This window comes from Paraburkholderia sp. SIMBA_030, assembly GCF_046535245.1.
Classification (GTDB): domain Bacteria; phylum Pseudomonadota; class Gammaproteobacteria; order Burkholderiales; family Burkholderiaceae; genus Paraburkholderia.
In genome coordinates this window covers 272,838-296,655 of record NZ_JAWRXB010000009.1, presented here as the reverse complement: position 1 = coordinate 296,655, position 23,818 = coordinate 272,838, and the positions used below count along the sequence as shown (strand labels likewise).

The 23,818-nt window shown below is 62.1% G+C and carries 18 protein-coding genes and 2 pseudogenes; 13 read left to right on the top strand and 7 right to left on the bottom strand.

Annotation, left to right across the window (positions count from 1 at the left end; translation table 11 throughout):
* Window positions 1–305: 305 nt before the first annotated feature.
* Genes hemC through SB772_RS17950 form a run of 3 tightly spaced genes read left to right on the top strand, consistent with a single transcriptional unit; the run spans window position 306 to window position 4,524 of the window.
* Complete coding sequence (gene hemC, locus SB772_RS17960) at window positions 306–1,310, top strand: hydroxymethylbilane synthase (protein WP_410834563.1); 1,005 nt, start codon at window positions 306–308, stop codon at window positions 1,308–1,310.
* Window positions 1,310–3,331: a fused uroporphyrinogen-III synthase HemD/membrane protein HemX gene (gene hemDX, locus SB772_RS17955; protein ID WP_410834562.1), complete on the top strand. Its 2,022-nt coding sequence runs from the start codon at window positions 1,310–1,312 to the stop codon at window positions 3,329–3,331. Before hemC ends, hemDX begins: the two co-directional genes overlap by 1 nt.
* 2 nt (window positions 3,332–3,333) lie before the next feature.
* Window positions 3,334–4,524 carry a heme biosynthesis protein HemY gene (locus tag SB772_RS17950; RefSeq protein ID WP_410834561.1) on the top strand — a complete coding sequence of 397 codons (1,191 nt, stop codon included), beginning with the start codon at window positions 3,334–3,336 and terminating at the stop codon, window positions 4,522–4,524.
* 155 nt (window positions 4,525–4,679) lie between these two features.
* On the opposite strand, the gene SB772_RS17945 is transcribed toward SB772_RS17950, so the two are convergent.
* The 3 genes from SB772_RS17945 to SB772_RS17935 form a co-directional block, all read right to left on the bottom strand.
* Window positions 4,680–5,999: an MFS transporter gene (locus SB772_RS17945; RefSeq protein WP_410834560.1), complete on the bottom strand. Its 1,320-nt coding sequence runs from the start codon at window positions 5,997–5,999 to the stop codon at window positions 4,680–4,682.
* Window positions 6,000–6,149: 150 nt separating this feature from the next.
* Complete coding sequence (locus SB772_RS17940; protein ID WP_410834559.1) at window positions 6,150–6,908, bottom strand: SDR family oxidoreductase; 759 nt, start codon at window positions 6,906–6,908, stop codon at window positions 6,150–6,152.
* Between the two features lie 57 nt (window positions 6,909–6,965).
* Complete coding sequence (locus SB772_RS17935) at window positions 6,966–8,405, bottom strand: aldehyde dehydrogenase family protein (RefSeq protein WP_410834558.1); 1,440 nt, start codon at window positions 8,403–8,405, stop codon at window positions 6,966–6,968.
* A 242-nt stretch (window positions 8,406–8,647) separates the two neighbouring features.
* On the opposite strand from SB772_RS17935, the gene ppa reads away from it, so the two are divergent.
* Window positions 8,648–9,175 (top strand): inorganic diphosphatase, encoded by a 528-nt coding sequence (ppa, locus tag SB772_RS17930; RefSeq protein WP_410834557.1) that lies wholly within the window; start codon window positions 8,648–8,650, stop codon window positions 9,173–9,175.
* 287 nt (window positions 9,176–9,462) lie between these two features.
* A pseudogene (locus SB772_RS17925) lies at window positions 9,463–10,814 on the top strand (FUSC family protein); the annotation flags it as partial.
* Between the two features lie 180 nt (window positions 10,815–10,994).
* Here the strand turns inward: SB772_RS17925 and SB772_RS17920 are convergent.
* Window positions 10,995–11,312 carry a GIY-YIG nuclease family protein gene (locus SB772_RS17920; RefSeq protein ID WP_410834556.1) on the bottom strand — a complete coding sequence of 106 codons (318 nt, stop codon included), beginning with the start codon at window positions 11,310–11,312 and terminating at the stop codon, window positions 10,995–10,997.
* Window positions 11,313–11,878: 566 nt separating this feature from the next.
* A pseudogene (locus SB772_RS17915) lies at window positions 11,879–12,346 on the bottom strand (glucosidase); the annotation flags it as partial.
* A gap of 746 nt (window positions 12,347–13,092) precedes the next feature.
* On the opposite strand from SB772_RS17915, the gene SB772_RS17910 reads away from it, so the two are divergent.
* From SB772_RS17910 to SB772_RS17895, 4 genes are all read left to right on the top strand, one after another.
* Complete coding sequence (locus SB772_RS17910) at window positions 13,093–13,242, top strand: hypothetical protein (RefSeq protein WP_410834555.1); 150 nt, start codon at window positions 13,093–13,095, stop codon at window positions 13,240–13,242.
* Window positions 13,243–13,620: 378 nt separating this feature from the next.
* A complete protein-coding gene (locus SB772_RS17905) occupies window positions 13,621–14,997 on the top strand; it encodes a DUF3300 domain-containing protein (protein WP_410834554.1) in 1,377 nt (458 codons plus the stop codon).
* A 12-nt stretch (window positions 14,998–15,009) separates the two neighbouring features.
* Window positions 15,010–15,924 carry a DUF2950 domain-containing protein gene (locus tag SB772_RS17900; RefSeq protein ID WP_410834553.1) on the top strand — a complete coding sequence of 305 codons (915 nt, stop codon included), beginning with the start codon at window positions 15,010–15,012 and terminating at the stop codon, window positions 15,922–15,924.
* Entirely contained in the window at window positions 15,924–16,265 is a 342-nt protein-coding gene (locus SB772_RS17895; protein ID WP_410834552.1) for a hypothetical protein, read from the top strand. Before SB772_RS17900 ends, SB772_RS17895 begins: the two co-directional genes overlap by 1 nt.
* An 88-nt stretch (window positions 16,266–16,353) precedes the next feature.
* Here SB772_RS17895 and SB772_RS17890 read toward each other — a convergent pair whose 3' ends face one another.
* Both SB772_RS17890 and ppk2 read right to left on the bottom strand, forming a co-directional pair.
* Entirely contained in the window at window positions 16,354–18,090 is a 1,737-nt protein-coding gene (locus SB772_RS17890; protein WP_410834551.1) for a SulP family inorganic anion transporter, read from the bottom strand.
* Window positions 18,091–18,127: 37 nt separating this feature from the next.
* The gene (ppk2, locus tag SB772_RS17885) at window positions 18,128–18,943 is read right to left on the bottom strand and encodes a polyphosphate kinase 2 (protein ID WP_410834593.1); all 816 of its coding nucleotides are present in this window, start codon (window positions 18,941–18,943) and stop codon (window positions 18,128–18,130) included.
* Window positions 18,944–19,480: 537 nt separating this feature from the next.
* Between ppk2 and SB772_RS17880 the strand changes: the two genes are divergently transcribed.
* The 4 genes from SB772_RS17880 (at window position 19,481) to SB772_RS17865 (ending at window position 23,700) form a co-directional block, all read left to right on the top strand.
* Entirely contained in the window at window positions 19,481–21,073 is a 1,593-nt protein-coding gene (locus SB772_RS17880) for an aspartate:alanine exchanger family transporter (protein WP_410834550.1), read from the top strand.
* A 53-nt stretch (window positions 21,074–21,126) separates the two neighbouring features.
* Entirely contained in the window at window positions 21,127–22,122 is a 996-nt protein-coding gene (locus SB772_RS17875) for a 2-hydroxyacid dehydrogenase (RefSeq protein ID WP_410834549.1), read from the top strand.
* Window positions 22,123–22,208: 86 nt separating this feature from the next.
* The gene (locus tag SB772_RS17870) at window positions 22,209–23,051 is read left to right on the top strand and encodes a transporter substrate-binding domain-containing protein (RefSeq protein ID WP_410834548.1); all 843 of its coding nucleotides are present in this window, start codon (window positions 22,209–22,211) and stop codon (window positions 23,049–23,051) included.
* Between the two features lie 40 nt (window positions 23,052–23,091).
* Window positions 23,092–23,700 (top strand): hypothetical protein, encoded by a 609-nt coding sequence (locus tag SB772_RS17865; RefSeq protein ID WP_410834547.1) that lies wholly within the window; start codon window positions 23,092–23,094, stop codon window positions 23,698–23,700.
* Window positions 23,701–23,818 lie beyond the last annotated feature (118 nt).

Sequence of the window (23,818 nt, the reverse complement as noted above, 5' to 3'; positions counted from 1 at the left end):
TTGGACCGCAGGAAAACGATACGCGTCGATGGACATGCGCCGGAGATTGGGCCGCGCGCCTTTGCACACTACGCACGATGTGCACAATACGCGCACGATGCGCCGCACTGCATCATCGCGCATGCCGTCACACGATGCGCGAACGACCGTGCGTGAACCGGCGAAGAATGTGGCAGGTGCGCGCCGCGCGAAGCCCGTCTCCTCCATCGATACCGCGCTAGCACGGCGCTCCGGCGTGCCTGAAGATATAGGGGCGCGTGCTAACATTGATTGTTATTACATCCCGTCATTCGATCAGCAAGCTAATGAATACCGAGACGTTATCTGCGCCACCCCACACGCTTGTGATTGCGTCGCGAGAAAGCCGCCTGGCCATGTGGCAGGCGGAGCATGTGCAATGTGCGCTGCACAAATTATATCCGTCTTGTGACGTAAAAATCCTCGGGATGACGACACGCGGCGATCAAATTCTCGATCGCACTTTGTCGAAGGTCGGTGGTAAGGGCCTCTTCGTCAAGGAACTGGAGAGCGCACTGGCCGACGGCCGCGCCGATCTGGCCGTGCATTCGCTCAAAGATGTGCCGATGGAACTGCCCGCCGGTTTCGCGCTGTCCACCATCATGGAGCGCGAAGATCCGCGCGATGCGCTGGTGTCCAATGAGTACGATTCGCTTGCCGCGTTGCCGGCCGGCGCCGTGGTCGGCACCTCCAGCCTGCGCCGCGAAGCGATGCTGCGCACGCGTTATCCGCACCTCATGGTGCGGCCGTTGCGCGGCAATCTGGACACCCGTCTGTCGAAACTCGACCGCGGCGACTACGCGGCGATCATCCTGGCGGCTGCCGGTCTGAAGCGTCTGGGTCTTGCCGGGCGCATCCGCGCGCTGCTCGATCCGCAAGACAGCTTGCCGGCGGCCGGTCAGGGCGCGCTCGGCATCGAGATTCGCGCCGATCGCGCCGACCTCGCGGCATGGCTCGCGCCGCTGCATCACGAACCCACGGCCGCAGCCGTCGAAGCGGAGCGGATGGTGTCGCGCGCGCTCGGCGGCAGTTGCGAGGTGCCGCTCGCGGCCTATGCAAGCTGGCATGACGGCGCGCTGCATCTGCGGGGCATCGTCGCGACGCCGGATGGCCAGCGCGTGTTGAGCGCGCAGGCGTCGGCGCCCGCGCCAAGCGCCGAGCGTGCTGTCGCGCTCGGCCAGGAAGTGGCGAGCGCGCTCGAACAGCAAGGCGCGCTGGAGATCGTCCGCGCGCTCAGCACGGCCAGCGGCCCCGCGACAGGTTCGGGGGACAGCGCGGTGACCGGCGAGTGATGGCGGCCGATATCCGAGGCGACGCATCTTCCTCCGCCGGCAAGGCGGCGTTCACGGTCGTGATCACGCGACCGGCCGGTCAGTCGAGCGAGCTGAATGCATTACTCGCGGCGGCCGGCATCGCCACGCTCGAATTTCCGCTGATCGACATCGCGCCCGTCGCGGACGACGCGCCGCTGCGGGCGGCGCTGGCGTCTCTGGAACGCTATGCGCTGGTGGTGTTCGTGTCGCCGAATGCCATCGATCACGCGTTTGCCCACAGCAATGCGATCTGGCCGCATGCGCTGCCGATCGGCGTGGTCGGCCCCGGCAGCGTGCAGGCGCTGCTGCGCCACGGCGTCGCGGCGCCCGCGTACAACGTCATCAGCCCGCCGTCCGTGGCCGACGACGATACGGCGCGCTTCGATTCCGAGGGCCTCTTTGCCGCCATCGACACCGCGCTCGGCGCGGCAACGCTCGAAGGCAAACGCGTGCTGATCGTGCGCGGCGACGGCGGTCGCGAATGGCTGGCCGAGCGCCTGCGCGAAGCGGGCGCCGAAGTCGAAACAGTAGCGGCGTATCGCCGCCTCGTGCCGGAACCGTCGATCGGCGCCTGGGCGCGCGTGCACGCGCTCTTGGCGGGCGTTGCGCATGCCTGGCTCCTTACCAGTTCCGAAGGCGTGCGCAATCTGCACGAACTCGCGCAAGACCATCTCACCGCCGACGAGATCGCCGGGCTGAAACACGCCACGCTCGTCACGCCGCATCCCCGCATTGCGCAGACCGCGCGGGCATTGGGTTTTGATAGCATTACGGTGTCCGGCGCGGGCGATGATCGGATTGCCCGCGCATTGCTTGCCGCCGTGCCGACCGTTGTTCAACCGGTACCGACCAACCCGGCTCATTCACCGGCTAAATCACGCATGACAGAAACGAACGCATCCACGAACGCTTCACCCCAGCCGGCCGCGACCACTGCGTTGCCGCCGAATCAACCCTTCACGCCCTACGAAGCGCAAAAAAAGCGCCGCAGCGCGAGCGGACCGCTGCTGTGGTTTGTCGTCGTGATCATCGCCTGTGCGGCGGGCGTGGGCGGTTATGCGCTCAATCGCAAGGTGGAGCGCACCGGGCAGCAACTCGCGCAACGCCAGCAAGCCAACGACACGCAGACCAACGAACTGCGCATCAAGACCGAGCAGGCGCTGGCCACGGTTCACCAGTCCGATTCGCAGGTCGCGCAGTTCGAAGGCAAACTCGCCGACGTGCAAAGCGCGCAGCAGGCCTTGCAGCAGCAATACGCCGATCTCGCGCGCAATCGCGACGACTGGACGCTCGCCGAAGTCGGTCAGATGCTCTCGGCTGCGAGCCAGCAGTTGCAGCTCACCGGCAATACGCAACTCGCGCTGTTCGCGCTGCAAAGCGCGGACACGCGCCTCGCCGCGTCGGACAGCGCGCAGGTGGTGGCCGTGCGCAAGGCCATCGCGCAAGACATCGACAAGCTGAAGGCGGCGCCGTCCACCGACCTGACCGGCCTCGCCATCAAGCTCGACGACGCGATCGACCAGATCGACAGCTTGCCGCTCTCGGGCGAAGCGCCGATCGCCCATGCAACGCCGCAAGCCGCGACGTGGGCCGACACGGCGAAAGTGGCGACGGCCACCGGCGAGCCGCGCTGGAAGGTGTGGTGGCGCGAAGTCACGACCGGCATCGGCCAGCAGTTGACCAGCCTCGTGCAAGTGCGCCGCATCGACAACGCCGACGCGATGCTCGTCACGCCCGATCAAGGCTACTTCGTGCGCGAGAATCTGAAGATGCGCCTGCTGTCGGCGCGGCTTGCGCTGTTGTCGCGCAACCAGACTACGCTGAAGTCCGACCTGCACGCGGCGGACGCCGCGCTCAAGCGCTACTTCGACGCCACGTCGAAGAAAACGCAGACCGTGATCGATCTGGTCAAGCAGGTGGATGCGGGCTCGGCGGCAGTCGAGGTGCCGAATCTGAACACGAGCCTGCAAGCTGTCAACCAATACCGGAGCCGAGGTTAATCATGGCAATCCGGGGACTTCTATGGCTCGCCTTGCTGTTCGCCATCGCCGTGGTGCTGGCGGTGATCGGGCGCTTCGACATGGGACAGGTACTGCTGGTCTATCCGCCGTATCGCGTCGACATCTCGCTGAATCTGTTCGTGGTCGGGCTGGTGGTGCTGTTCATCCTGTTCTATGCGCTGCTGCGTATCGTGCGCAATATCTGGCGCATGCCGCAGCGCGTGACCGCGTACCGTGCGCGCTCGCGTGTCGCGAAGGCGCACGCCGCGTTGCGTGACGCGATCGGCAACCTGTACGCCGGCCGTTTTTCGCGCGCTGAAAAAGCCGCGAAAGATGCGCTCACGAATGGCGACAACAAGGGTGCGGCCGGTTTGATCGCGGCCACCGCGGCGCACCGCATGCATGAATATGCGCGGCGCGACGAATGGCTCGCGCAAATCGACGCAGCCGACTGGCAGGACGCGCGCCTGATGGCAACCGCCGACATGCGCGCCGACGGCCGCGACGCGGACGGCGCGCTCACCGCGCTGACCGAAATGCAGTCGCAGGGCGCACGGCGGATTCACGCGCAGCAGATCATGTTGCGCGCACAACAGCAATTGAAGAACTGGGGCGAAGTGCTCAAGCTCGTCAAGACGCTGGAAAAGCGCGAGGCGATCCACCCGGCGGTGGCGGTGCGTTTGCGCCAGCTCGCGGCGGAAAACCTGCTGCGCGACCGGCGTCATAACGCCGATGCGTTGCTGGCGTTGTGGCATTCGCTGTCGCCCACCGAGCGTCATTCGCCGCGTCTCGCCGATACGGCCGCGGAACTGCTGGTGTCGCTGAACCGGCCGCAGGAAGCGCGCAAGATCGTCGAAGAAGCGTTGGCGCAGAACTGGGACGCGCGTTTGCTGCGCCGTTATCCGGACACTGCCGCAGGCGACGCATTGCCGCTGATCCAGAAGGCCGAGGGGTGGCAGAAGGAGCGTCCGGAAGATGCGGATCTGCTGTTCGCTTTGGGCCGCCTGTGTCTGCATCAGCAGTTGTGGGGCAAGGCGCAATCTTTCCTCGAGCGCGCGCTGAAACTGGCCGACAACGAGACCTTGAAGATTCGCTCGCATCGCGCGCTGGCGCGTTTGCACGAGCAGCTCGGCGATGCGGATAAGGCGAGCCAGCATTATCGCGAGAGTGCATTGGCGATGAATATCGTTTGAGGTTCGCTCGCTGCGCCGTGTGGTCGAAACGGCGCGGAAGTGGACGGAAATGAAAAAGCCCCCGGCGTCGGTAGATGCCGGGGGCTTTTTCGATGCTGCGTGTAGCGTGACGTAGGACGTTGGACGGCGCTGCCTGCTCTACGTCATCAAACGCGTTACTTATTGACCAGCTTCGCGGGCACGCTGATCGCCAGCAAACCGCCGAGGATCAGGAACGCCGCCAGCATATACATGCCGGAATCGTTCGCGGCGGTCACCTGCTTGAGCCAGCCGACCGCATACGGACTCAGGAAGCCGGCGAGGTTGCCGATCGAGTTGATCATCGCGATGCCGGCCGCCGCGCCCGTGCCGGCGAGGATCGCCGTCGGCAGACTCCAGAACAGCGGCAGGGTGGTCATGATGCCCATTGTCGCGAGTGTGAGCGAGGCCATGGCGAGCACCGTGTTGTGGGTCCACACGACCGACAGGATTAGCCCGATCGCACCTGCAAACGCCGGCAACGCGATATGCCAGCGACGTTCACGTGTACGGTCCGCGCTGCGCGATACGAACACCATCGCAACCACGGCCGCCGCGAATGGAATCGCGGACAACAGGCCGATCATGAACGCATCGGTGACGCCGGTCGCCTTGATGATGGTCGGCAGCCAGAAGCTCACGCCATAGAGGCCCATCACGAACGAGAAGTAGGTGAGGCTCAGCATCAGCACACGAGCGCTTGTCAGCACCTGGCGGATCGGCATGTCGTGCTTGGTGGCTTCTTCGGCTGAAACGTGGCGATCGAGCAATTGCTGTTCTTCGGCGGTGAGCCATTTTGCCTTCGAGATGCGGTCGTCCAGCAGCAGGAACACCATGATGCCGACGATCACCGAAGGAATCCCTTCGAGCAGGAACAGCCACTGCCAGCCGTGCCAGCCGTTCACGCCGTTGAAGCTCTTCAGGATGTAGCCGGACACCGGCCCGCCGATCACGCCGGACAGCGCGATCGCCGTCATGAACAAAGTGGTCATGCGACCGCGCCGGTGCGACGGATACCAGTAGGTGAGATACAGAATGATGCCGGGGAAGAAACCCGCTTCAGCCAGACCGAGCAGAAAGCGCATCACGTAGAACATGGTCGGCGTGGTGATGAACATGGTGAGCATCGAGATCACGCCCCACGACACCATGATCCGCGCGATCCACACGCGCGCGCCGACCTTGTGCAGGATGACGTTGCTCGGAATCTCGAAGATGAAATAGCCGAGGAAGAAAATCCCTGCGCCGAAGCCGTACACCGCGTCGCTGAGATTCAGATCGGTGCTCATTTGCAGCTTCGCGAAGCCGACGTTGACGCGATCGAGATACGCGACCACATAGCAGAGCATCAGAAGCGGCACGAGCCGCCAATTGACCTTGCGGTAGGTCGCCTCTTCGAACGTGGAAGGCGGCGCACCCGCGCCGGGGTGGTGGAGCGGATTGGTGGGACTCGCCATGCTGTCTCCTCTTTTTTATGGAAATGAAGTACCGCCGTCAATCGATTCTATCCGCGCCGGGTTGTCTGCACGGTGATTCGATACCGGGGGAAAACACTGACTTCGAAGCAGGCCGCACATGGCGGCCCTCATACGCGGCCGCCGTGCCGGTTAAACGCAGCGCCCGCCATCGACTTCGAGGCATACGCCCGTGATGAACTCCGCTTCGTCCGAGGCCAGATAGAGCGCCGCGTTGGCGATGTCCTGCGGCGTGGAGAAGCGCCCGAGCGGAATGCCGGCCAGGAAGCGCTTGCGATTCTCGGGCGTGTCTTCGACACCCATGAATTCCGACAGCAGCGCCGTCTCGCCCATCACCGGATTCACGCAATTCACCCGAATGCGGTCGGGACCCAGTTCGACGGCCAGCGATTTGCTCGCGATGATCACCGCGCCCTTGCTGCCGTTGTACCAGACGAGACCCGGCCGAGGCCGCACGCCTGCCGTCGATGCGATGTTGATGAAGGTGCCGCCGCCTTGCTGCCGAAAATACGGCACGAATTCCTGCACGCTCCAGTAGATGCTTTTGACGTTCACTGCGTAGACACGGTCGAACTCGGCTTCGGTGACGTCCATCACCGGCTTGTTGCGATGCGTGGTGCCGGCATTGTTGACGACGATCTGCACGCTGCCGAAGTCTTCGAGCGCGGCCTCGCGCAGATGCTGCCAGTCTTCGCGTTGCGCGACGTTGCCCGCCACCGCGATCGCCTTGCCGCCGGCCAGCGCGATTTCGCTCGCCACGCGCTCGGCCGCCGCGCCGTTCAGATCGTTGACCACCACGTTCGCGCCTTCGCGCGCGTAGGTCTTCGCGATACCTTCGCCGAAACCCGAGCCGCCACCCGTGACGATGGCTGTTTTATCTGTCAACCGCATGATGTCTCCGTTGTTTGTCGTGGATGGTGATGCGTGACGCAACGTGCCTAACTGTGCCTAACCGTGACGAATGGCGATGGTTTTCAGCACCGTGAAGCCGTACAGCGCTTCGAAACCCTTTTCGCGGCCGTGGCCCGAATGCTTGACGCCGCCGAACGGCAATTCGACGCCGCCGCCCGCGCCGTAGTTGTTGATGAACACCTGGCCCGAGCGCAAGCGCCGCGCGAGGCGCATTTGCCGCGCGCCGTCACGCGTCCAGATACCGGCGACCAGTCCGTACTGCGTGCCGTTGGCGAGCGCGAGTGCTTCGTCTTCGTCGGCGAAGGACAGGGCGGCGAGCACTGGGCCGAACACTTCGTCGCGCGCGAGGCGGTGGCTGGCGGGTACGTCGCGCAACAGCGTGGGCGCCTGATAGAAGCCGCTTTCCGGCGCTTCCGGGATCACTTCGCCGTGCGCCGCCATAGGGATGCCGTCGTGCTGCGCGTCGGAGAGGAAGTCCCACACGCGCTGCTGCTGTTTCGCGTTGATCAGCGGCCCGCAGTCGAGATCGGCGTGCGACGGCCCGACCCGCAACGCGTGGAAGGCGCCGCTCAGCCGGTCGAGCAACGGTTCGTAGATTGCCCGGTCGATCAGCACGCGGCTGCCCGCCGAGCAGGTTTGCCCGGCGTTTTGCACGATCGCCGACACCAGCACGGGGAGCGCCGCGTCGAGATCCGCATCGGCGAAAACGATTTGCGGCGACTTGCCGCCCAGCTCCAGCGTGACCGGGACGTGATTTTCGGCGGCCATTTGCGTGACGAGCTTGCCGGTTTCCGGCGAACCCGTGAAGGAGATGTGATCGATGCCGGGGTGGCGCGCGAGCGCCGCGCCCGCTTCGTGGCCGTAGCCCGTGACGATATTCAGCGCGCCCGGCGGCAAACCCGCCTCGGCAGCCAGCCCGGCGACGCGCAATACCGACAGGCAGGCGTCCTCGGCCGGTTTCACGACGCACGCGTTGCCGGTGGCGAGCGCCGCGCCGACGCTACGGCCGACAATCTGCATCGGGTAATTCCACGGCACGATATGGCCGGTCACGCCGTGCGGCTCGCGGATCGTCAGCACCGTGTAGCCGGCTTGATAGGGCAGCGTTTCACCGTGCAGCTTGTCCGCGGCGCCCGCGTAGAACTCGAAGTAGCGGGCGAGGGCGGCCGAATCGGCGCGCGCCTGTTTGAGCGGCTTGCCGGTGTCGCGGGCTTCGAGCTGTGCCAGTTCTTCCTGGTGGGCGGCGACCAGCATCGACAGCCGGTACAGCACGCGGCCGCGTTCGGCGGCGCTGGCCTGGCCCCACGCGCCTTCAAACGCGCGGCGGGCGGCGCTAACGGCGGCGTCGATATCCGCTGCGGTGCCGCGCGCAAGCTGGGTGAACGGCTGGCCGTCCGAGGGATCGAGCACGGCAATCGTCTCGCCGCCCGACGCGGCGATCCATTCGCCGCCGATGAAGTGTTTGGCTTCTTCCATGCATGCTCCTTGAGGTGTCACGCATCCGAGGTTCAGATACCTGATGTTCACAAACGAGAGGCACAATCGAGACCCGCCCAGCGATTATCGCGCCGATCCGGCGCGGGGTGCCATCGGCCGATTGGCTATAATGGCGTCTTCCGCACTGTCCGGGTGCTGCGCCTTGTTCGGCAGGTTTCACCTATGTCGAACGCACGCGCCGCACGCCGTGTTCCGAATTCCATCCTGATCAGAGAGCGCTCATGAGCTTCAATCACGTCCCCGCAGGCAAAGACCTTCCGCAAGATTTCAACGTCATCATCGAAATCCCGGCGCAGAGCGATCCGGTGAAGTACGAAGCCGACAAGGATTTGGGCCTGCTCGTCGTCGACCGTTTCATCAGCACCGGCATGCGCTATCCGGCCAACTACGGCTTCATTCCGCAAACGCTGTCGGGCGACGGCGACCCGGTCGACGTGCTGGTGATCACGCCGTTTCCGCTGCTGGCCGGCTCGGTGGTGCGCGCGCGTGCGCTCGGCATGCTGCAAATGACCGACGAATCGGGTGTGGACGCAAAGCTGATCGCCGTTGCGCACGACAAGATCTGCCCGATGACGGCAGACCTGAAGTCGATCGACGACGTTCCGGCGTACCTGAAAGACCAGATCAAGCACTTCTTCGAGCAATACAAGGCGCTCGAAAAGGGTAAGTGGGTGAAGGTCGAGGGTTGGGCAGGCATCGACGCCGCGCACAAGGAAATCACCGAAGGCGTGGCGAACTACAAGAAGTAAGCCGCGTTACCCCGGTCGGCAAAAAAACCGCGCGAGCCTGCAAAAGGCCGCGCGGTTTTTTCATGGGCCTCCCATAGCTTTCGACTTGCATCTGCCGCTACCCGCCTGGCCTGAATGCCTGACCCAATTCGGCACATAGACAAAGTGCATTGCCTGGATGAACCGAAGGCATTTTTATGTATAGGTGTAAACCCTTATCATTCGACGCCCGCAGCAGGTTTCCTGCCGTCGGCCTATGAATGCGCTGATGCAGCGCCAATGCGCGTTTTTGGGAGCACACCGTCCGGATGCTGAATCGCAAGTCCAACCCGTCGTCGCCACGCTGGTCGAGCGAGCTATACGCAATCGTCACTGCTATCTACCGCAAACGGCCGGTGTGGATGGTTTCATTTTCAACGAACGATGCCAATTTATCGGAAGGGTTGAGAGCCGCCTGCGCGTCCACGGCCATGCTGGCGGCTGGCAACGTGCTGCACGATCCGACCTTCGCATGGGCGGCGATCGGCGCTTTCTGGACCTGTCTCGCCGACGCGGCCGGCTCCAACCGGGCCCGATTCGCTTCGATGATGGGCTTTGTGCTTCTGTCGACCGTGTGGGGCGGCGTGACCGCGTTCGCCTCCGGTGCGGGCACTGTGTTTGCGGCAATCGCAATTTTGGCGTTCACGACGCTCGGCGGCTTTGGCCGGATATGGGGAGCCGCGACATCGCAGGTGACAATTCTCGCCGCGACCGCATGCGTTGTCATGGTCGACCAGCCGATGCACGACCTTCGGGAAGGCATGACGTTTCTTGGTATCTACCTGGCGGGATGCCTGTTTGCAGTCGTCCTGAGCCTGACCGTCTGGCGCATTCATCCGTTTGGCACGAGCCGGTCCTCGCTGCGTGCCGTGTATCTGCGTCTGGCGGACATCGCATTCGACAGCGCTCGCCTGCTCGAGCAGCGCGCGGCCCCCGGGGAGTGGGCAACGCATGCCGCGCAATTTCGCGCCGATGCCCGGGCTGCGTTGGAGCGCTCGCGCAGGGCGCGAACGTGCCGGTATCAAGAACCGGTGGCGGGGAAACCTACGACAACCTGCTCGCCTTGCTGACCGAAAGTGAATCGCTGTTTGCTTATCTGATCGCCGTCTCCGGCGCCTGTGAAAAGGCCCCGGACGATGTACGGCGCTTGAGCCGCGCGGCTCGGCTGCTGGCTGGGATGGGAGACGTTCTTCGCAGAATCGGCCTGGCCGCCAACGACGGGCAATGGATGCGTCTGGCTGATCTGCAACAGCGATTGCAGCGCCTCGCCCGGCGACTCGAATCCGCGCTGATGGAGCCCGTGCAGCTGAAGTCCGACTTCGAACTCGTCGATTTCGCGCCGGCGTATGCGCGGACCGAGGGCTGGTCGGACGGCGCCGCCAGACTGCTGATTCAGGCGTGGTCGACGCTCAAGGCGAACCTGTCGAGTCAGTCTGTCGGCTTGCGCCACGCTGCTCGCGTGGGCGTCACGACGACAGCGGGATTTCTGGTGATCCGGGCGCTGGGGCTTCCATTTGGATACTGGGCAACCATGGCGACGCTGCTGATACTGCAACCGTCCATCGCCGCGACGTGGCCGAGGAGTATCGAGCGCGCCGCAGGAAGCATCGTCGGCGGCGTGTTCGACTCAATGCAGACTCTCAAGCTGTCGTCGCTGGAGGCTGATGCTGTCGGGGAAATCGCCCTTATGCATCGACTGTTGACTGAGCGGATGCGTGAGGCGAGGGGTTAGTTGGCGCGGATGAGCATCGAGCCACGCAGGCGGCGTTCGCCACGTGAGCGCATCGCTGTGCGCTATGCACTATGAAGCGCTGGCTTCGTCTTGCGCCGCCGCTTCTTCAAGCGCGGGCAAGGGCAGCACCGACTCAAGCGTGCACAACCCCGCGGCCAGCGCCCGCTTTTCGGCCGGCGACAAGCGCTTGACCCAATACTCGGCCCGCGACGCGACCGAGCGGTCCGCCAGTTCGAACGAGGCCAATATCCGCACCGGCTTGCGCGAACGCGTATAACGCGCGCCCGCGCCGCTGACGTGTTTGTCGAAGCGCGCCTGCACGTCGGTTGCGATGCCGGTGTAGACACTGCCATCCGAGCATTCGAGCAGATACAGATACCACCCCATCGTGTGCTTCAGCCTTTTAACGGATTATGTTCACGCAGCTCGTCCGGATTTCAGACCCCATGTCCACAACAGCCTGGATCACCTTCAGTCGGTCGAGTTCGCGCATGTTCAATGTCACCAGTGTCGCTGGATGCATGGCCGGCTCCGTAGTCCCACGAGGAACCGGCAAGCATAGCGAGGTCGAAACACGACATTTCTATAAAGCTACTACAGTCCAGGTAGGGCTTACGTGCATTTATGTCTAATCTTTTCGAAGGCGATCGCAGGGAGCCGAGGGCTTTTAGGTTGAGGGTAAGCGTGCCCGAAACCGGGTGGGGGTCCGGGGAGGGGAGCCCAAACAATCATGTAAGTCCATGAAAATAAATATTTTTTTCACAATTTAATTGGTCTAGATTCCTCTTTACGTCCAACCAGCAAAGGGGAGTTTGCCATGGAAGCGGCTCCGTCAGGTTTATCTAATAAGGATAACTACTCGTATGACGCACAGGTAGTCTACGCCCGTCAACTCGACAGAGTCCCATTTACTCAACCTTGTGCCGCCATCTAGCTTCGCTTTAACACCGCCGCTAATACCTTTGATTTGCGGCTTCTCCGCCAACCTGCTCATTGACGACTCTTGCCATTAGCTGCACGCGTTCTGTTTCAAGCAGAGATTTTGCATCGATGCGCCCGAACAGATCGAGGAGAGGGGCCACTAGCCCCGTCCACCCTGTCTAGTGGCTGGCGCCAAGGCCCGCGCCATTGTCACCGTGGAAGTACTCATAGAAAAGGATCAGGTCGCGCCAGTGCGGATCGTGCTGGAATTTGGCCGATCCACCATAGACCGGCGTTTGTCCATTCTCATCTCGCAAGAACGTGCCGGTGAGCCGCCGAACAATCTCCTGGGCTACCTCGAACAGTGTCATCTGTGGCCCGGTACCCGTGGGACATTGAACCTTGAACTCGTCGCCGAAAAAGCTGTACAGATTCACCAGCGCCCGAACAATGAGCATATTGACCGGCATCCAGACCGGACCGCGCCAGTTGGAATTTCCATACTTAACCGGATTGGTGTCACTTGAATGACACTGGCCTGCGAACTGAATTACACAGGCGTCTCGCTACCATGAAAAAGTCGGTCGCGATGCCGTTCATCCGAACGGTCGTTAAATCCATTTAGATTCCCTAAATGATCAACCATGCGGTGAGTACGAACAATAAGACTTTGGTCGCACGGTTCGCCGAAGATTTCAGCTCCCTTCGATCGAAAAGCGGCAGCATTTCCGGAGTGGGACGAGGCGATCACAAAAGCAGATCGAGCAGAAAGGGCGACGTCTTGCTGCAACGCAGAATCGCAGATTGGCAGGCCGTACGAGCCGTTCCGGTAGGATCTGTTTCCTGGGACTGTGCGCAACGCTGCGGACTGTGGCAGCCATCTGAGCCGGCACATTTGCGTCGAGCCAGTATGGGACCAAAGGCCCATTGTCAGCGAACAATCCCGTGTCCGATAATGAAATGTGAGAGGCCCGCGAGGCAAAAGATCGCGCGGTTCGGAATTACGCTTCCATATAGGTGACTGACGTCCGTCGTTCTGGCGGTCGAAGGCATGGCTTTCACCTGGCGGAGCGAATTTGGCCGGTCGGCCTACCGTCGCCCCACAACCCGTCCAGTTCGAGGTTCTCGTGAAGAAAATCATTGAACGTTCCTGCTGTGCACCGCCGCGCTTGCGACGACGAGTTGGGCACAAACTGCAAGTGGGCCCACGGCGAACGCGGCATCAGGCGGCAATACGGATGAGATCGTGAAGATGCATCAGCAGGTTGCCGCAGCCAACAAAGCGTATGACCGGAAAGTCGGCGCAGCGAAAAGAGTCTACAACGAGCAGAAAGCGGCTGCGGCAAAGGTCCGCGACGAAGCCATTACTGCGGCCCATAGCGGCGTGGATCAATAGACAAGGATCAAGGTCGTGCGAGGCGCCGTGGCCTCCAATCAGGAATCTCGCGGAGACCGCAAGACCCTGAAGCATGTGGCTTGATATCCGGGCGTGATGATCTCGTTGCGTACGTAACGAGTAAGAGTCGGATGGCGATAAAACCGGTGGCGAGCTTCGGAATTGGCCAAATTGAAAATGAACCTTGGGTGTACTACTCATGCTGCGATGTTTCACTAGCTTGCTGTCGCTGGGCCAGTTCGGTTGCCGCTCAGCGACCCATCATCCATCCATCGAAGGGGAAAAGTCCACAGCTTCAAAAAACGACACTACCCCGTGCCAGGCATGGGCGATGCAAACGACCGATGTTCACGCGGTTGTGAGTTGGAGGGAGTAGCCATGAATCGGTGGAGTGAAAGACTGTCGCAAGCGGTCTGGATATGGTTCCTCGTTGTCGTGATGATGGGTTCGAGCGGGGTGAGCGCCCAGAGTCAACCGCAGCAGCCGACCTTCAAGCCAGAGGAGATCGAGGCGCTGGTTGCACCAATCGCACTCTATCCGGACTCTCTCTTGTCTCAGGTACTGATGGCCTCCACCTATCCACTGGAGATCGTGCATGCCGTGCGCTGGGTCAAGGCCAATCCGAACATCAAAGGCGACGCCGCAGTGAAGGCGGTAGAGGGGCAGTCCTGGGATGTCAGCGTGAAATCGCTGGTCGCGTTTCCGCAGGTACTCGAGCCGATGAACGACAAACTCGACTGGACCCAGAAACTTGGCGACGCCTTCCTCGCGCAGGAAAGCGACGTGCTCGCTGCGGTACAGCGACTGCGCGCGCGCGCTCAGAAATCGGGCAACCTGAAGTCCAATGAGCAACAGAAGGTGATTTCGGAGCCTGCGCCGGCGGGTGGGCAAGCCGCGCAGACCATCGTGCGCATCGAACCGGCGAACCCGGAGGTGATCTACGTGCCGGCCTACAACCCGACCGTTGTGTACGGCGCATGGAGCTATCCGACCTATCCTCCGTACTACTGGCCACCGTCCCCGGCTTACTATCCCGGCGCCGCACTCGCCACCGGATTTGCCTGGGGCGTCGGCCTTGCCGCCGCGGGAGCAATCTTCGGCAATTGCAACTGGGGTGGCGGAGACGTCAATATCAACGTCAACAAGGCCGCCAATATCGATCGCAACTTTGATCGCACCAAAGTTCAAGGCGGCGGCAAGTGGCAGCATGATGCCAGCCATCGTCAGGGCGTCGCCTACCGTGATAACGCGTCCCGCGAGAAGTTCGGCAGTAATGTTTCCGGCGCCGACGCGCGCGGTGACTTCCGCGGCCGCACCGGTGACGCAGGCGACCGGGCCGGCGCCGGCAACCGCGCGGGCGGCGCGAACAATGCGGGAGCGGCAAACCGCGCGGGCGGCGCGAACAATGCGGGAGCGGCAAACCGCGCAGGCGGCGCGAACAATGCGGGAGCGGCAAATCGCGCAGGCGGCGCGAACAATGCCGGCGTGGGCGACCGCGGTGGTGGAGGGGCTACGGCAGGCGTCGGCAATCGTGCTGATGGGGCCAATACGGCAGGTGCCGGCAATCGCGCGGCAGTGTCCGATCGGGCCAGTACCGGAGCCGGGCGCGACAGTGCCTTCCAGGGTGTGGGTGGCGGTGGCGCTTCACAGCGAGACTTCAACCGGGGCCAAGCCAGCGCGCAGTCTTCGGGCTTCAACAGATCGGGCGGCGGGGGCGGGATGCGCTCGGGTGGTGGCGGACGTGGCAGACGCTAGGGAGGCACGAGCATGAAGTCACTACTACGATTTCCTGCGGCTCGGCTCGCCGCGATCGGCGGTTCAGTCGTGGTTGCGCTGGCACTCTGCTTCGGGGCGCCTCCTGCTGCATACGCGCAGACGGACTTCAAGTCGCCGGAAGAGGCGATGACCGCGTTCGGCTATGCTGTTGCCAATAACGACGAGACAGGTTTAAGGGCTTTGCTGGGCGTCGACTTTCGGGAACTCATCCCTCCGGTCGGCGCCGAGATCCGAAGCCGCTTCCTGAAGGCCTGGGACACGTCACATGCGATTAAGGCGACGGACAGCGAACGTGCCAATATCATGGTGGGCAATGATGGCTGGACTCTGCCCATCCCCATCGTGAAATCGGCCAAAGGCTGGCATTTCGACACGCGCGCCGGAGTCGAGGAAATGCGCTTGCGCCGCATTGGACGAAACGAGCTTGCCGTCATCCAGACAATGCTGGCGGTCTACGATGCGCAGCGCGAATACGCCGAGACGGACCATGACGGCAGTGGCGTGCTCGCCTATGCGAAGAAGCTGTCGAGCTCGCCTGGCAAGCAGGACGGCCTGTACTGGCCAACAGGCCCAGATCACAAGCCAAGCCCGCTTGGGGCCGCCTTCGTGACGGCGGGCGCGCGCACCGGGCAGGCAGGCTATTACGGCTACCACTACAAGCTGCTCACGTCGCAGGGCTCTCACGCCCCTGGCGGGGCGTACGACTATGTTGTAAACGGCAAGCTCTTTGGCGGCTTCGCCGTCATTGCCTGGCCTGTTCGCTACGGGGATACCGGCATCAAGAGCTTCATGGTCAGTCACGAAGGGCAGGTCTACGAGCGTGATCTTGGCCCCGACAGCGCGAAGAAAGCGGCGGCGATGCAGTCATTCGACCCCGGCCCCGGGTGGGCGCAGGTGCCACATTGATGCGCGTTCTTCTACTCGCCGCTGCCTGCGGCGTGCTCGTCGCGCTATCGGCATGCCCTTACTACGCGGTCCCGGCCGGCACGGTGGTGATGACACCCGCCAGTTACGACCGCTCGTTTGCCGCCGCGGCAGGCGCCATGCGCGACGAAGGACTGGCCATTACCGCACAGGATCCGGCGAACGGCACTGTCGTTGGAAAATTCGACAGCGTCATCGTGACGGCCGGCGTGCGCCAGCAGGCCGATGGGAGCGTACAGGTGCGGTTCGACTCCAGCGACGCACGCGACCCGACTCTGCTTCAGCGCATCTCGCGCAGCTACGACCGTCGTATGGGACGATGAGCCAGGCCAGGGTAGGGCGAAGCCTCGCGCCAAGCACGCGACGTGCGGTCAATCTAACGTGCCGCTTTCGCGATTTGGATACGTGGTGTTAATCGTGAGCCTGGTCGGTCTGATATCTGGCAACCGCCATGTCCATATTGAAAAACATCCTGTCGTTTCCGAGCGCCTCTCCTAGCGGACAGCGCCGCACCATCGCGAGCACGTCGGGATTGAGACCGACGAGCCAGAGCACAACTCCCTGCTCCTCACGAATTTTCCTTTCCGCTTCCGTCAGCATCTTCAATGCCGTGTATTCGAAGTCGAATACAGCAGAGAGATCGAGCAACACCACTTTCGGTTTGGGCTCGGCAATATGCAGTCTCAGCTTCTCTCCGACGCGCATTGCATTGGCAAAGAAAATGCGTCCCTGCGGCCTCAGCATCAGTAGGCCGGGGAAGGTCTCGTCGGCGGGGTTGTCGGTCGACCGCGGACGGAAGACGTTCGTGCCGGGCTTCCTGCCCAGCACATAAACCGGCGGGTCCGACATCTGATGAGCGAGCGCGACCAGCGACACGATGATCGCGACGACAATCCCTTCGAGCGTGCCGACCACGGCCACGCCGACCAGCGCGACCAGTGCCCAGATGAACTCCGTGCGACGTACCTTGAGGATCTCCCGGAATTCTGCCGGCTTGATCAGTCCGATCGAATAGACGATGACCACTGCTGCCAGTGTCGCTTCCGGCATCAAACCGATGAGCGGTGCCAGAACGAGCATTGTGCCGAGCGCGGCTAGCGAGGTGACCAGTCCGGAAAGTTGGGATCGCCCACCCGAGAGCCGGTTCACGGCGGTCTGCGTCGTTCCGCCGCCAGCGGCCATGGCGCCGAAGAAAGCGCCGCCGAGGTTCGCCAGTCCCGTCGACAGCAATTCCCTGTTCGGCTGTGGAGTCGGCTCGCCGCCTTGCGCAAACGCCCGTCCGGCCGCGATGGATTCGGTAAAGCTCATTAGTGCTATGCCCAGCGCCGGGGGCCAAAGCATCATCACCATCTGCAGATCCGGCGGCGTAAAGGGGGGCAGTCCCGTCGGGACGTGGCCCACCGTCGCCACACCATACGCCGGCAAGGCGAACAGTTTCACGGCGGCAATGCCGGCCGCCACCGCGACCAGGGGGGCGGGCGCACGGGGGAGGAAGCGCTCCATGGCGACCAGCAGAACGATCATGACCGCGCCGACGGCCACTGTTGCCCAGGACGCTTGCGGGATCTCATGAACGATGGCGAGCAGGTTGTGAAACAGCGCGCCTTTGTGAAAATGGATGCCGAGTAGCTTCGGCACCTGGTCCACGACGATGACAATTCCGATGCCGGCCTTGAAACCAATGAGCACCGGTTCGGAAATAAAATTCGCGATGAAGCCCAGCCGCAGAAGTCTCGCTACGATAAGGATCGCCCCTACGAGGCATGTCAGCGTCGCCGAAGCCGTCAGCAGGTTGGCCGGATCATTCGCGGACGCCACGCCGCCGAGTGCCGCCGCGACCAGGATTGCGATCGTGGTCGTCGTACTCACGCTGAGGACACGCGAAGTGCCCAGCAAAGCGTAGATCAACATGGGAACGAAGGCGGTGTATAGCCCGACCTGAACCGGAAGGCCGGCAATGGTCGCATACGCCAGTGCCTTCGGGATCACTACCGCAGCCAGTGTCAGGCCGGCAATGATGTCGGGCCTCAGCCACGCTGCCCTGTAGTCGCCAATCCATTCCGGGAAGGGCAGGCGGACGCTGCCCGTCGACCGCCGTAGTGGAGGTCCATTTCGCTTTCCGCGGCGGGACGACTGTTCCTGTTTCATGGCAACGATGACCTTCGTCTACAGTGAGCTCCCGAGGTCAGAATCGCTCAGCGATGTACTTGAACGGATAATCCGGTTCCTCATAGCCGTCCGTTTTTTGCCGCCTGGGAAGCGTCACTTTCCTGCGGGGCATCGCCGCGTAGGGAATCCTGTGGAGCACATCGCTGATGATGTTGAGCCGCGCGCGGCGCTTGTCATTCGAATTCGCCACGTACCACGGAGCGATCTCGGTGTCCGACGCCTCGAACATTGCGTCGCGCGCACGCGAGTAGTCATACCAGCGGCTATAGGATTTCAGGTCCATATCCGTGAGCTTCCACACCTTGCGACCGTCGTGGATGCGTGCTTCAAGACGGCGGGTCTGTTCCTCGGGGCTGACTTCGAGCCAGTATTTGAGCAGGATGACGCCGGATCCGACGATCGCCCGCTCGACAAGCGGCACGGCCCTGAAGAAATTCTCCACGTCCTCATCGGAGCAGAAACCCATCACTCGCTCGACTCCCGCGCGGTTATACCAGCTGCGGTCGAAGATCACGACTTCTCCTGCGGCTGGCAAGTACGGCAGGTAGCGTTGCACGTACATCTGGCTCTTTTCGCGCTCGCTCGGTGCGGGCAGCGCGACGACGCGAAATACGCGCGGACTCACACGCTCGGTAATCGCCTTGATGGTGCCGCCCTTGCCGGCGCCATCGCGTCCTTCGAAAACAATGCAGATCTTGCTGCCTGTTTGAACCACCCATTCCTGGAGTCTGACCAGCTCGACATGCAACTGGAACAACGCCTTTCGATACTCCTTATAGGACAGCGTCCTGTCTTCCCCGGACGGGTCTTTTTTCGCCTGTGTCTTCGCCATTACCATGTCTCCATGCGCACGTTGACCTGAGTAATTTTCCGAAGATCCCTTACCAATGTAGGCCTCGGCGTGAAGCAATGCCATACAACCTTGGTCCAATATCGTCGCCACATCGACCGCCGTATGCTGCAAGCGTCTGCTCGTAGTCAGCCGATCCGATGGTCGCCATGTCACCAGCATGGTTCGGTTCGATGCGCCACGGTTTCCCATGTATCGCCGGCTGGCCTAGACAGGAAATCCCATTCAGCTTGAGACCGTGCTATGCGGTGCTCAGCACTCGCTGATCGACCTAGTCGGCGTTTGGGAGGAAATTCCAGAGAGTGCGGCCATTGTCGCGCGGGGTTCCAGCATCGAACATTATTCGCTCAAGCCGGCCTTGCCCTGACCGGTGTCAGGCGCTGCCAATATCTGTCGAGCAGCACACCGCGTGCACATGCCATGCAGACACGGCAGCCCGATTGAATCCTGAGCACGTAGGAGTAAGTTCTTCTTCGCATCGTCGCGCTATCGTGCCGGTCGTCTAACAACGAGGCCGTTATGGATACACTCAGGGCTCTGCTCGAATCTCAGCCGTTGTTCACTCTGTTCCTGACTATTGGATTGGGTTATGTCGTGGGCGAGTTCAGCATAAAGGGGGTTTCGCTCGGATCGGGCGCGGTCCTCTTCGTGGGACTGGTGATCGGAGGATTTGCACCCAAATCTTCGCCACCTGCCCTTGTCGGAACCCTTGGTTTACTGCTATTTCTTTATGGCATCGGCATCCAGTACGGGGCCCAGTTCTTTAAGGGCCTCACCAGCGCCGATGGACTCCGCGCCAACGCGGCAGCCGCTCTGGGAGTCGTTGGCGCGGGATTCGTGTCTTTGGCTCTCGTTCCGATGTTTGGCGTCAAACTCGATGAGTCACTCGGGATGTTCGCGGGCTCGGGTACCAGCACAGCGACCTTGCAGGCGATTATCGCGGCTACGAAAAGCGACGGCGCAGCCGTCGGCTACAGCGTAGCCTACCCGTTCGGCGTTGCAGGTCCCATCCTGCTCATTTACATGCTTAGCGCACTGCTAAAAGCGAAGGTCGAGCAGCCGCCAGAAAAGCTCATGGAAACCGCTGAAATTGCGCTGAAAAACAGCGCATTCATCGGTCTCAGGTTTTCCGAGTTGACGGCGCGACTGCCGGCCGGTGTGGCAATCGCGGCCGTGCGTCGCGAACACCACAATCTCCTGGCAGGGGACGACCTCGTCCTGCACACGGATGATGTCCTGCTCGCCACTGCCATGGACCCGGCGGTGCTCAAGGACGCAGCAGCTCTTGTCGGAGAACTGCAGCCGGGAAGGATGACCAGTCACCGGGAGGATCTCGACTATGCGCGCGTGTTTGCGTCGAGCCGGGCCGTGGTGGGGCGCTCGCTTCGGGACATCGACTTCCCTGAAGGCGTGATCTGCTCGATTGCTCATGTACGTAGAGGTGATGCCGACATCTTGCCCAGTTCTGACCTGATCCTCGAGTTCGGCGACCGGGTCGGCCTGCTCGCCAATCGAGCTCACATGAAGGCGATCCGTAGTTTCTTCGGTGACTCTATCAAGGGCACCGCGGAGTTAAGCTTCATCTCCATCGGCGCCGGCGCAGCCGTGGGACTACTAATCGGCTTGATCCCGATCCCTGTTCCGGGGGTCGGCAAGCTGACCCTGGGGCTGGCTGCGCTGCTCCTGGTTGCGCTCTACCTCGGCAAGATTCGCCGCTCTCCACCATTCGTCTGGACCATGCCTCTCTCGGCCAATCTGGTCCTGCGCAATTTCGGCCTTACGATCTTTCTCGCACAGGTGGGGATCGCTTCCGGGCCGAAGTTCTTTGCGACAGTCGGCGCGACCGGAATTTCGTTTCTCCTCTATGGAGTTGCGATTCTTCTCGCATTGGTGCTGATTACAGCGTTCTTCTGTCTGTGGGTTTTCAAGCTGCCGTTTGACGCGACGGTGGGAATCATCAGCGGCGCGACGGGGAATCCGGCCATCCTGGCCTTCGCCAATCGCGTTGCTCCCACAGACAGGCCGGACGTCGGTTACGCAATGATTTTTCCTTCGATGACTATTGTGAAAATCCTGTTCGCGCAGATCGCCGTTGCATTGGTCGGCGGATAGCCGACCAGGTTTTTGGCGAAAAGCCGGACCTCCATGAATCCGGGAGACACGCGATGAAAATTGCCGTATTCAGCGCCAAGCCCTACGATCGCGAATTTCTCAATGCTGCGAACGTTGCCGAGGGCCATCAGCTCAAATACTTCGACGACCCATTGGAACTGGAAACCGTCGACCTTGCCACGGGCAATGACGCCGTCTGTATCTTCGTCAACGACATTGCGGATGCAGAGGTCCTCGACGCACTCAAGCGCGGGGGAACACACCTCGTCGCGCTGCGCTGCACCGGCTTCAATAACGTGGATCTTAAAGCCGCCGACCGTCTTGGGATGAGGGTGGTTCGAGTCGTGGATTACTCGCCCAACTCGGTTGCAGAGCATGCGGTTGCATTGCTGCTGGCGATCAATCGGCGGATCCACCGGGCCTATAACCGAACGCGGGATTCCAATTTTGCGCTGGACGGGCTCATGGGTTTTGATTTTTGCGGCAAGACAGTGGCCGTGGTCGGTACAGGCAAGATCGGCCGTGTCTTCGCCAGGATCATGCTCGGTTTTGGATGCAACGTCATCGGCTACGACAAATTCCCCTCTCCCGAATTCGAGGCGTTAGGTGCCAGCTACGCGCGTCCCCTGGAAATCGGTTCCAGCGCAGACATCATTTCGCTGCACTGTCCGCTGACCCCGGAAACCTTTCACATCATCAATGCCGACAGTCTGGCCAGGGCAAAGCGCGGGGCATTGCTGGTCAATACCAGTCGTGGCGGGCTGGTCGACACCGAAGCGCTAATCGAGGCACTCAAAAGCGGGCAACTGGGAGGGGCGGCGCTCGACGTGTACGAGCAGGAAGCAGAACTTTTTTTTCGCGACCTTTCCAGCACCATCATTACCGACGATGTGCTTCAACGCCTGATCTCGTTCCCGAATGTCATCGTTACTGGTCATCAGGCGTTCTTGACGCGTGAAGCCGTGACGACGATTTGCCAAACGACCCTGCGAAGCGTCACTGAGTTCGAAACGGGCAAGCCTCTTTCGAACGAAATCAGGACATCCTGAACATCACATCAGGCGTTCGTTCGACGATGAGGGTGAATAGGGCATCGCGCATAGGATCACGCCACACAGATGGAGGGGATGACGTCATGGCAACGAGAGGCCGAATCGTGAGGGCGATATGGCTGCTGCTGCTCGCTGTAATCTGCCTGCCGTCACGAGTCGAAGCGGCGGACGGGCAAATCCTGATGATTGCGAAGGCGCGCGGTGCGCTGCGCTGCGGCGTCAGCGAGGGGATTGTCGGCTTTTCCGTACGGGATGCCGCGGGACACTGGTCGGGTATCGATGTCGACTTCTGCCGCGCCGTGGCGGCCGCCGCCCTCGGCGACCCCGCACGGGTCGCATTTATTCCGCTCACGGCGTCAGCGCGTTTTCCGGCGCTTTTGACGGGTGAGGTCGATCTGCTCGCGCGCAACACAACGTGGACCCTGCTTCGTGAAGGGGCTCTCAAGGTCCAGTTTGCAGGTGTTCTGTTTTACGACAGCCAGGCATTCATGGTGCCGGTGCGGGGCGGAGCACAGTCGGTTGCCTCGCTCAAGGGTGCCGCGGTGTGCGTACAGAAGGACACGTCCACCGAAGAACATTTGCTTGCCTTCTCGGCGGCCAACGGGCTCGACATCAAGCCGCTCGTGCTGAAATCCGCGATTGAACTGGAACAGGCATTCTTCGCCGGGCGTTGCAGCGCATACACGGCCGACGCGTCCTACCTGACTGCCATACGCCTGCATGCGCCAAGCGGTGCGTCATCGGTCGTCATCCTTCCGGAGCGGATCTCGAAAGAGCCACTTGGCCCGGTTGTCCGGGGCGGTGGACGCTTCGGGCTTTGCGAAGCGCCGGTCACTATGGAGAGATGTTTGACCGAAACCTCGGTGCGCGCAGTCCGCTGCGGCTCGAACGCGGGACCAACGAATTGTGGACGCATGGCGGGCTGATGTATGCGCCGCCAATGCGCTGAACCCAGCGAGGCTCGTCATGAGCGAACTGCAGGTCTATATTGTCCTCGGCGTGTTCGCGACGGTCATACTGGTGATCGCGTTCAACGTGATCGATATGGCCGTCGCCGCGCTTGTCGGCGTGAGCGTTCTGATCGCGCTGCGGATACTCGACGAACAGGACATGCTGAGCGCAGCCAGAACCGCCACGGGCCCGACAGTCTGTTGTTCGGCGGCATGGTGGTCGCGCGCATCCTGTCGACCACGGGTCTGTTCGACCTGGTCGGCGACCTGTATCTTCGTGTCGTCTTTGCTCGCCAACGTACCGGTTGCGGCGGCGTCCATTGTGATGGTCAAGGGATACCTGGTGGCGGCGGAGTTCGTACCCGACATTGCGTTGTCCGACCAGTTCACCCAGTGGCCGCCAGTCACCATTCCGGTGTTCGTCGGGATGATGTTCGGTGCGACGCTCGGAGGCAACGCCACGCTCATCGGTGCCGCCGCGAACATCGTATCGGCGGGCATCTGCGCACGCGAAGGCAGGCCCGTGACGTTCGTAACGTTTCTGCGCTACGGACTGCCTGTGACACTTGTGCAGCTCGCGGCGTCTGCTCTCTACGTGCTCGTGCTGGCACGGGTCTCGCACTGATACCGGCGGAACCGACCATGGGGCACAGCCGCAGAAATCACACTGTTCGACGAGGCTGCGTCCACTGGGTCGCCGCCCGCTCGAAGTGTGCAGATATCGCTGTCTTCAGTGCGGGGTC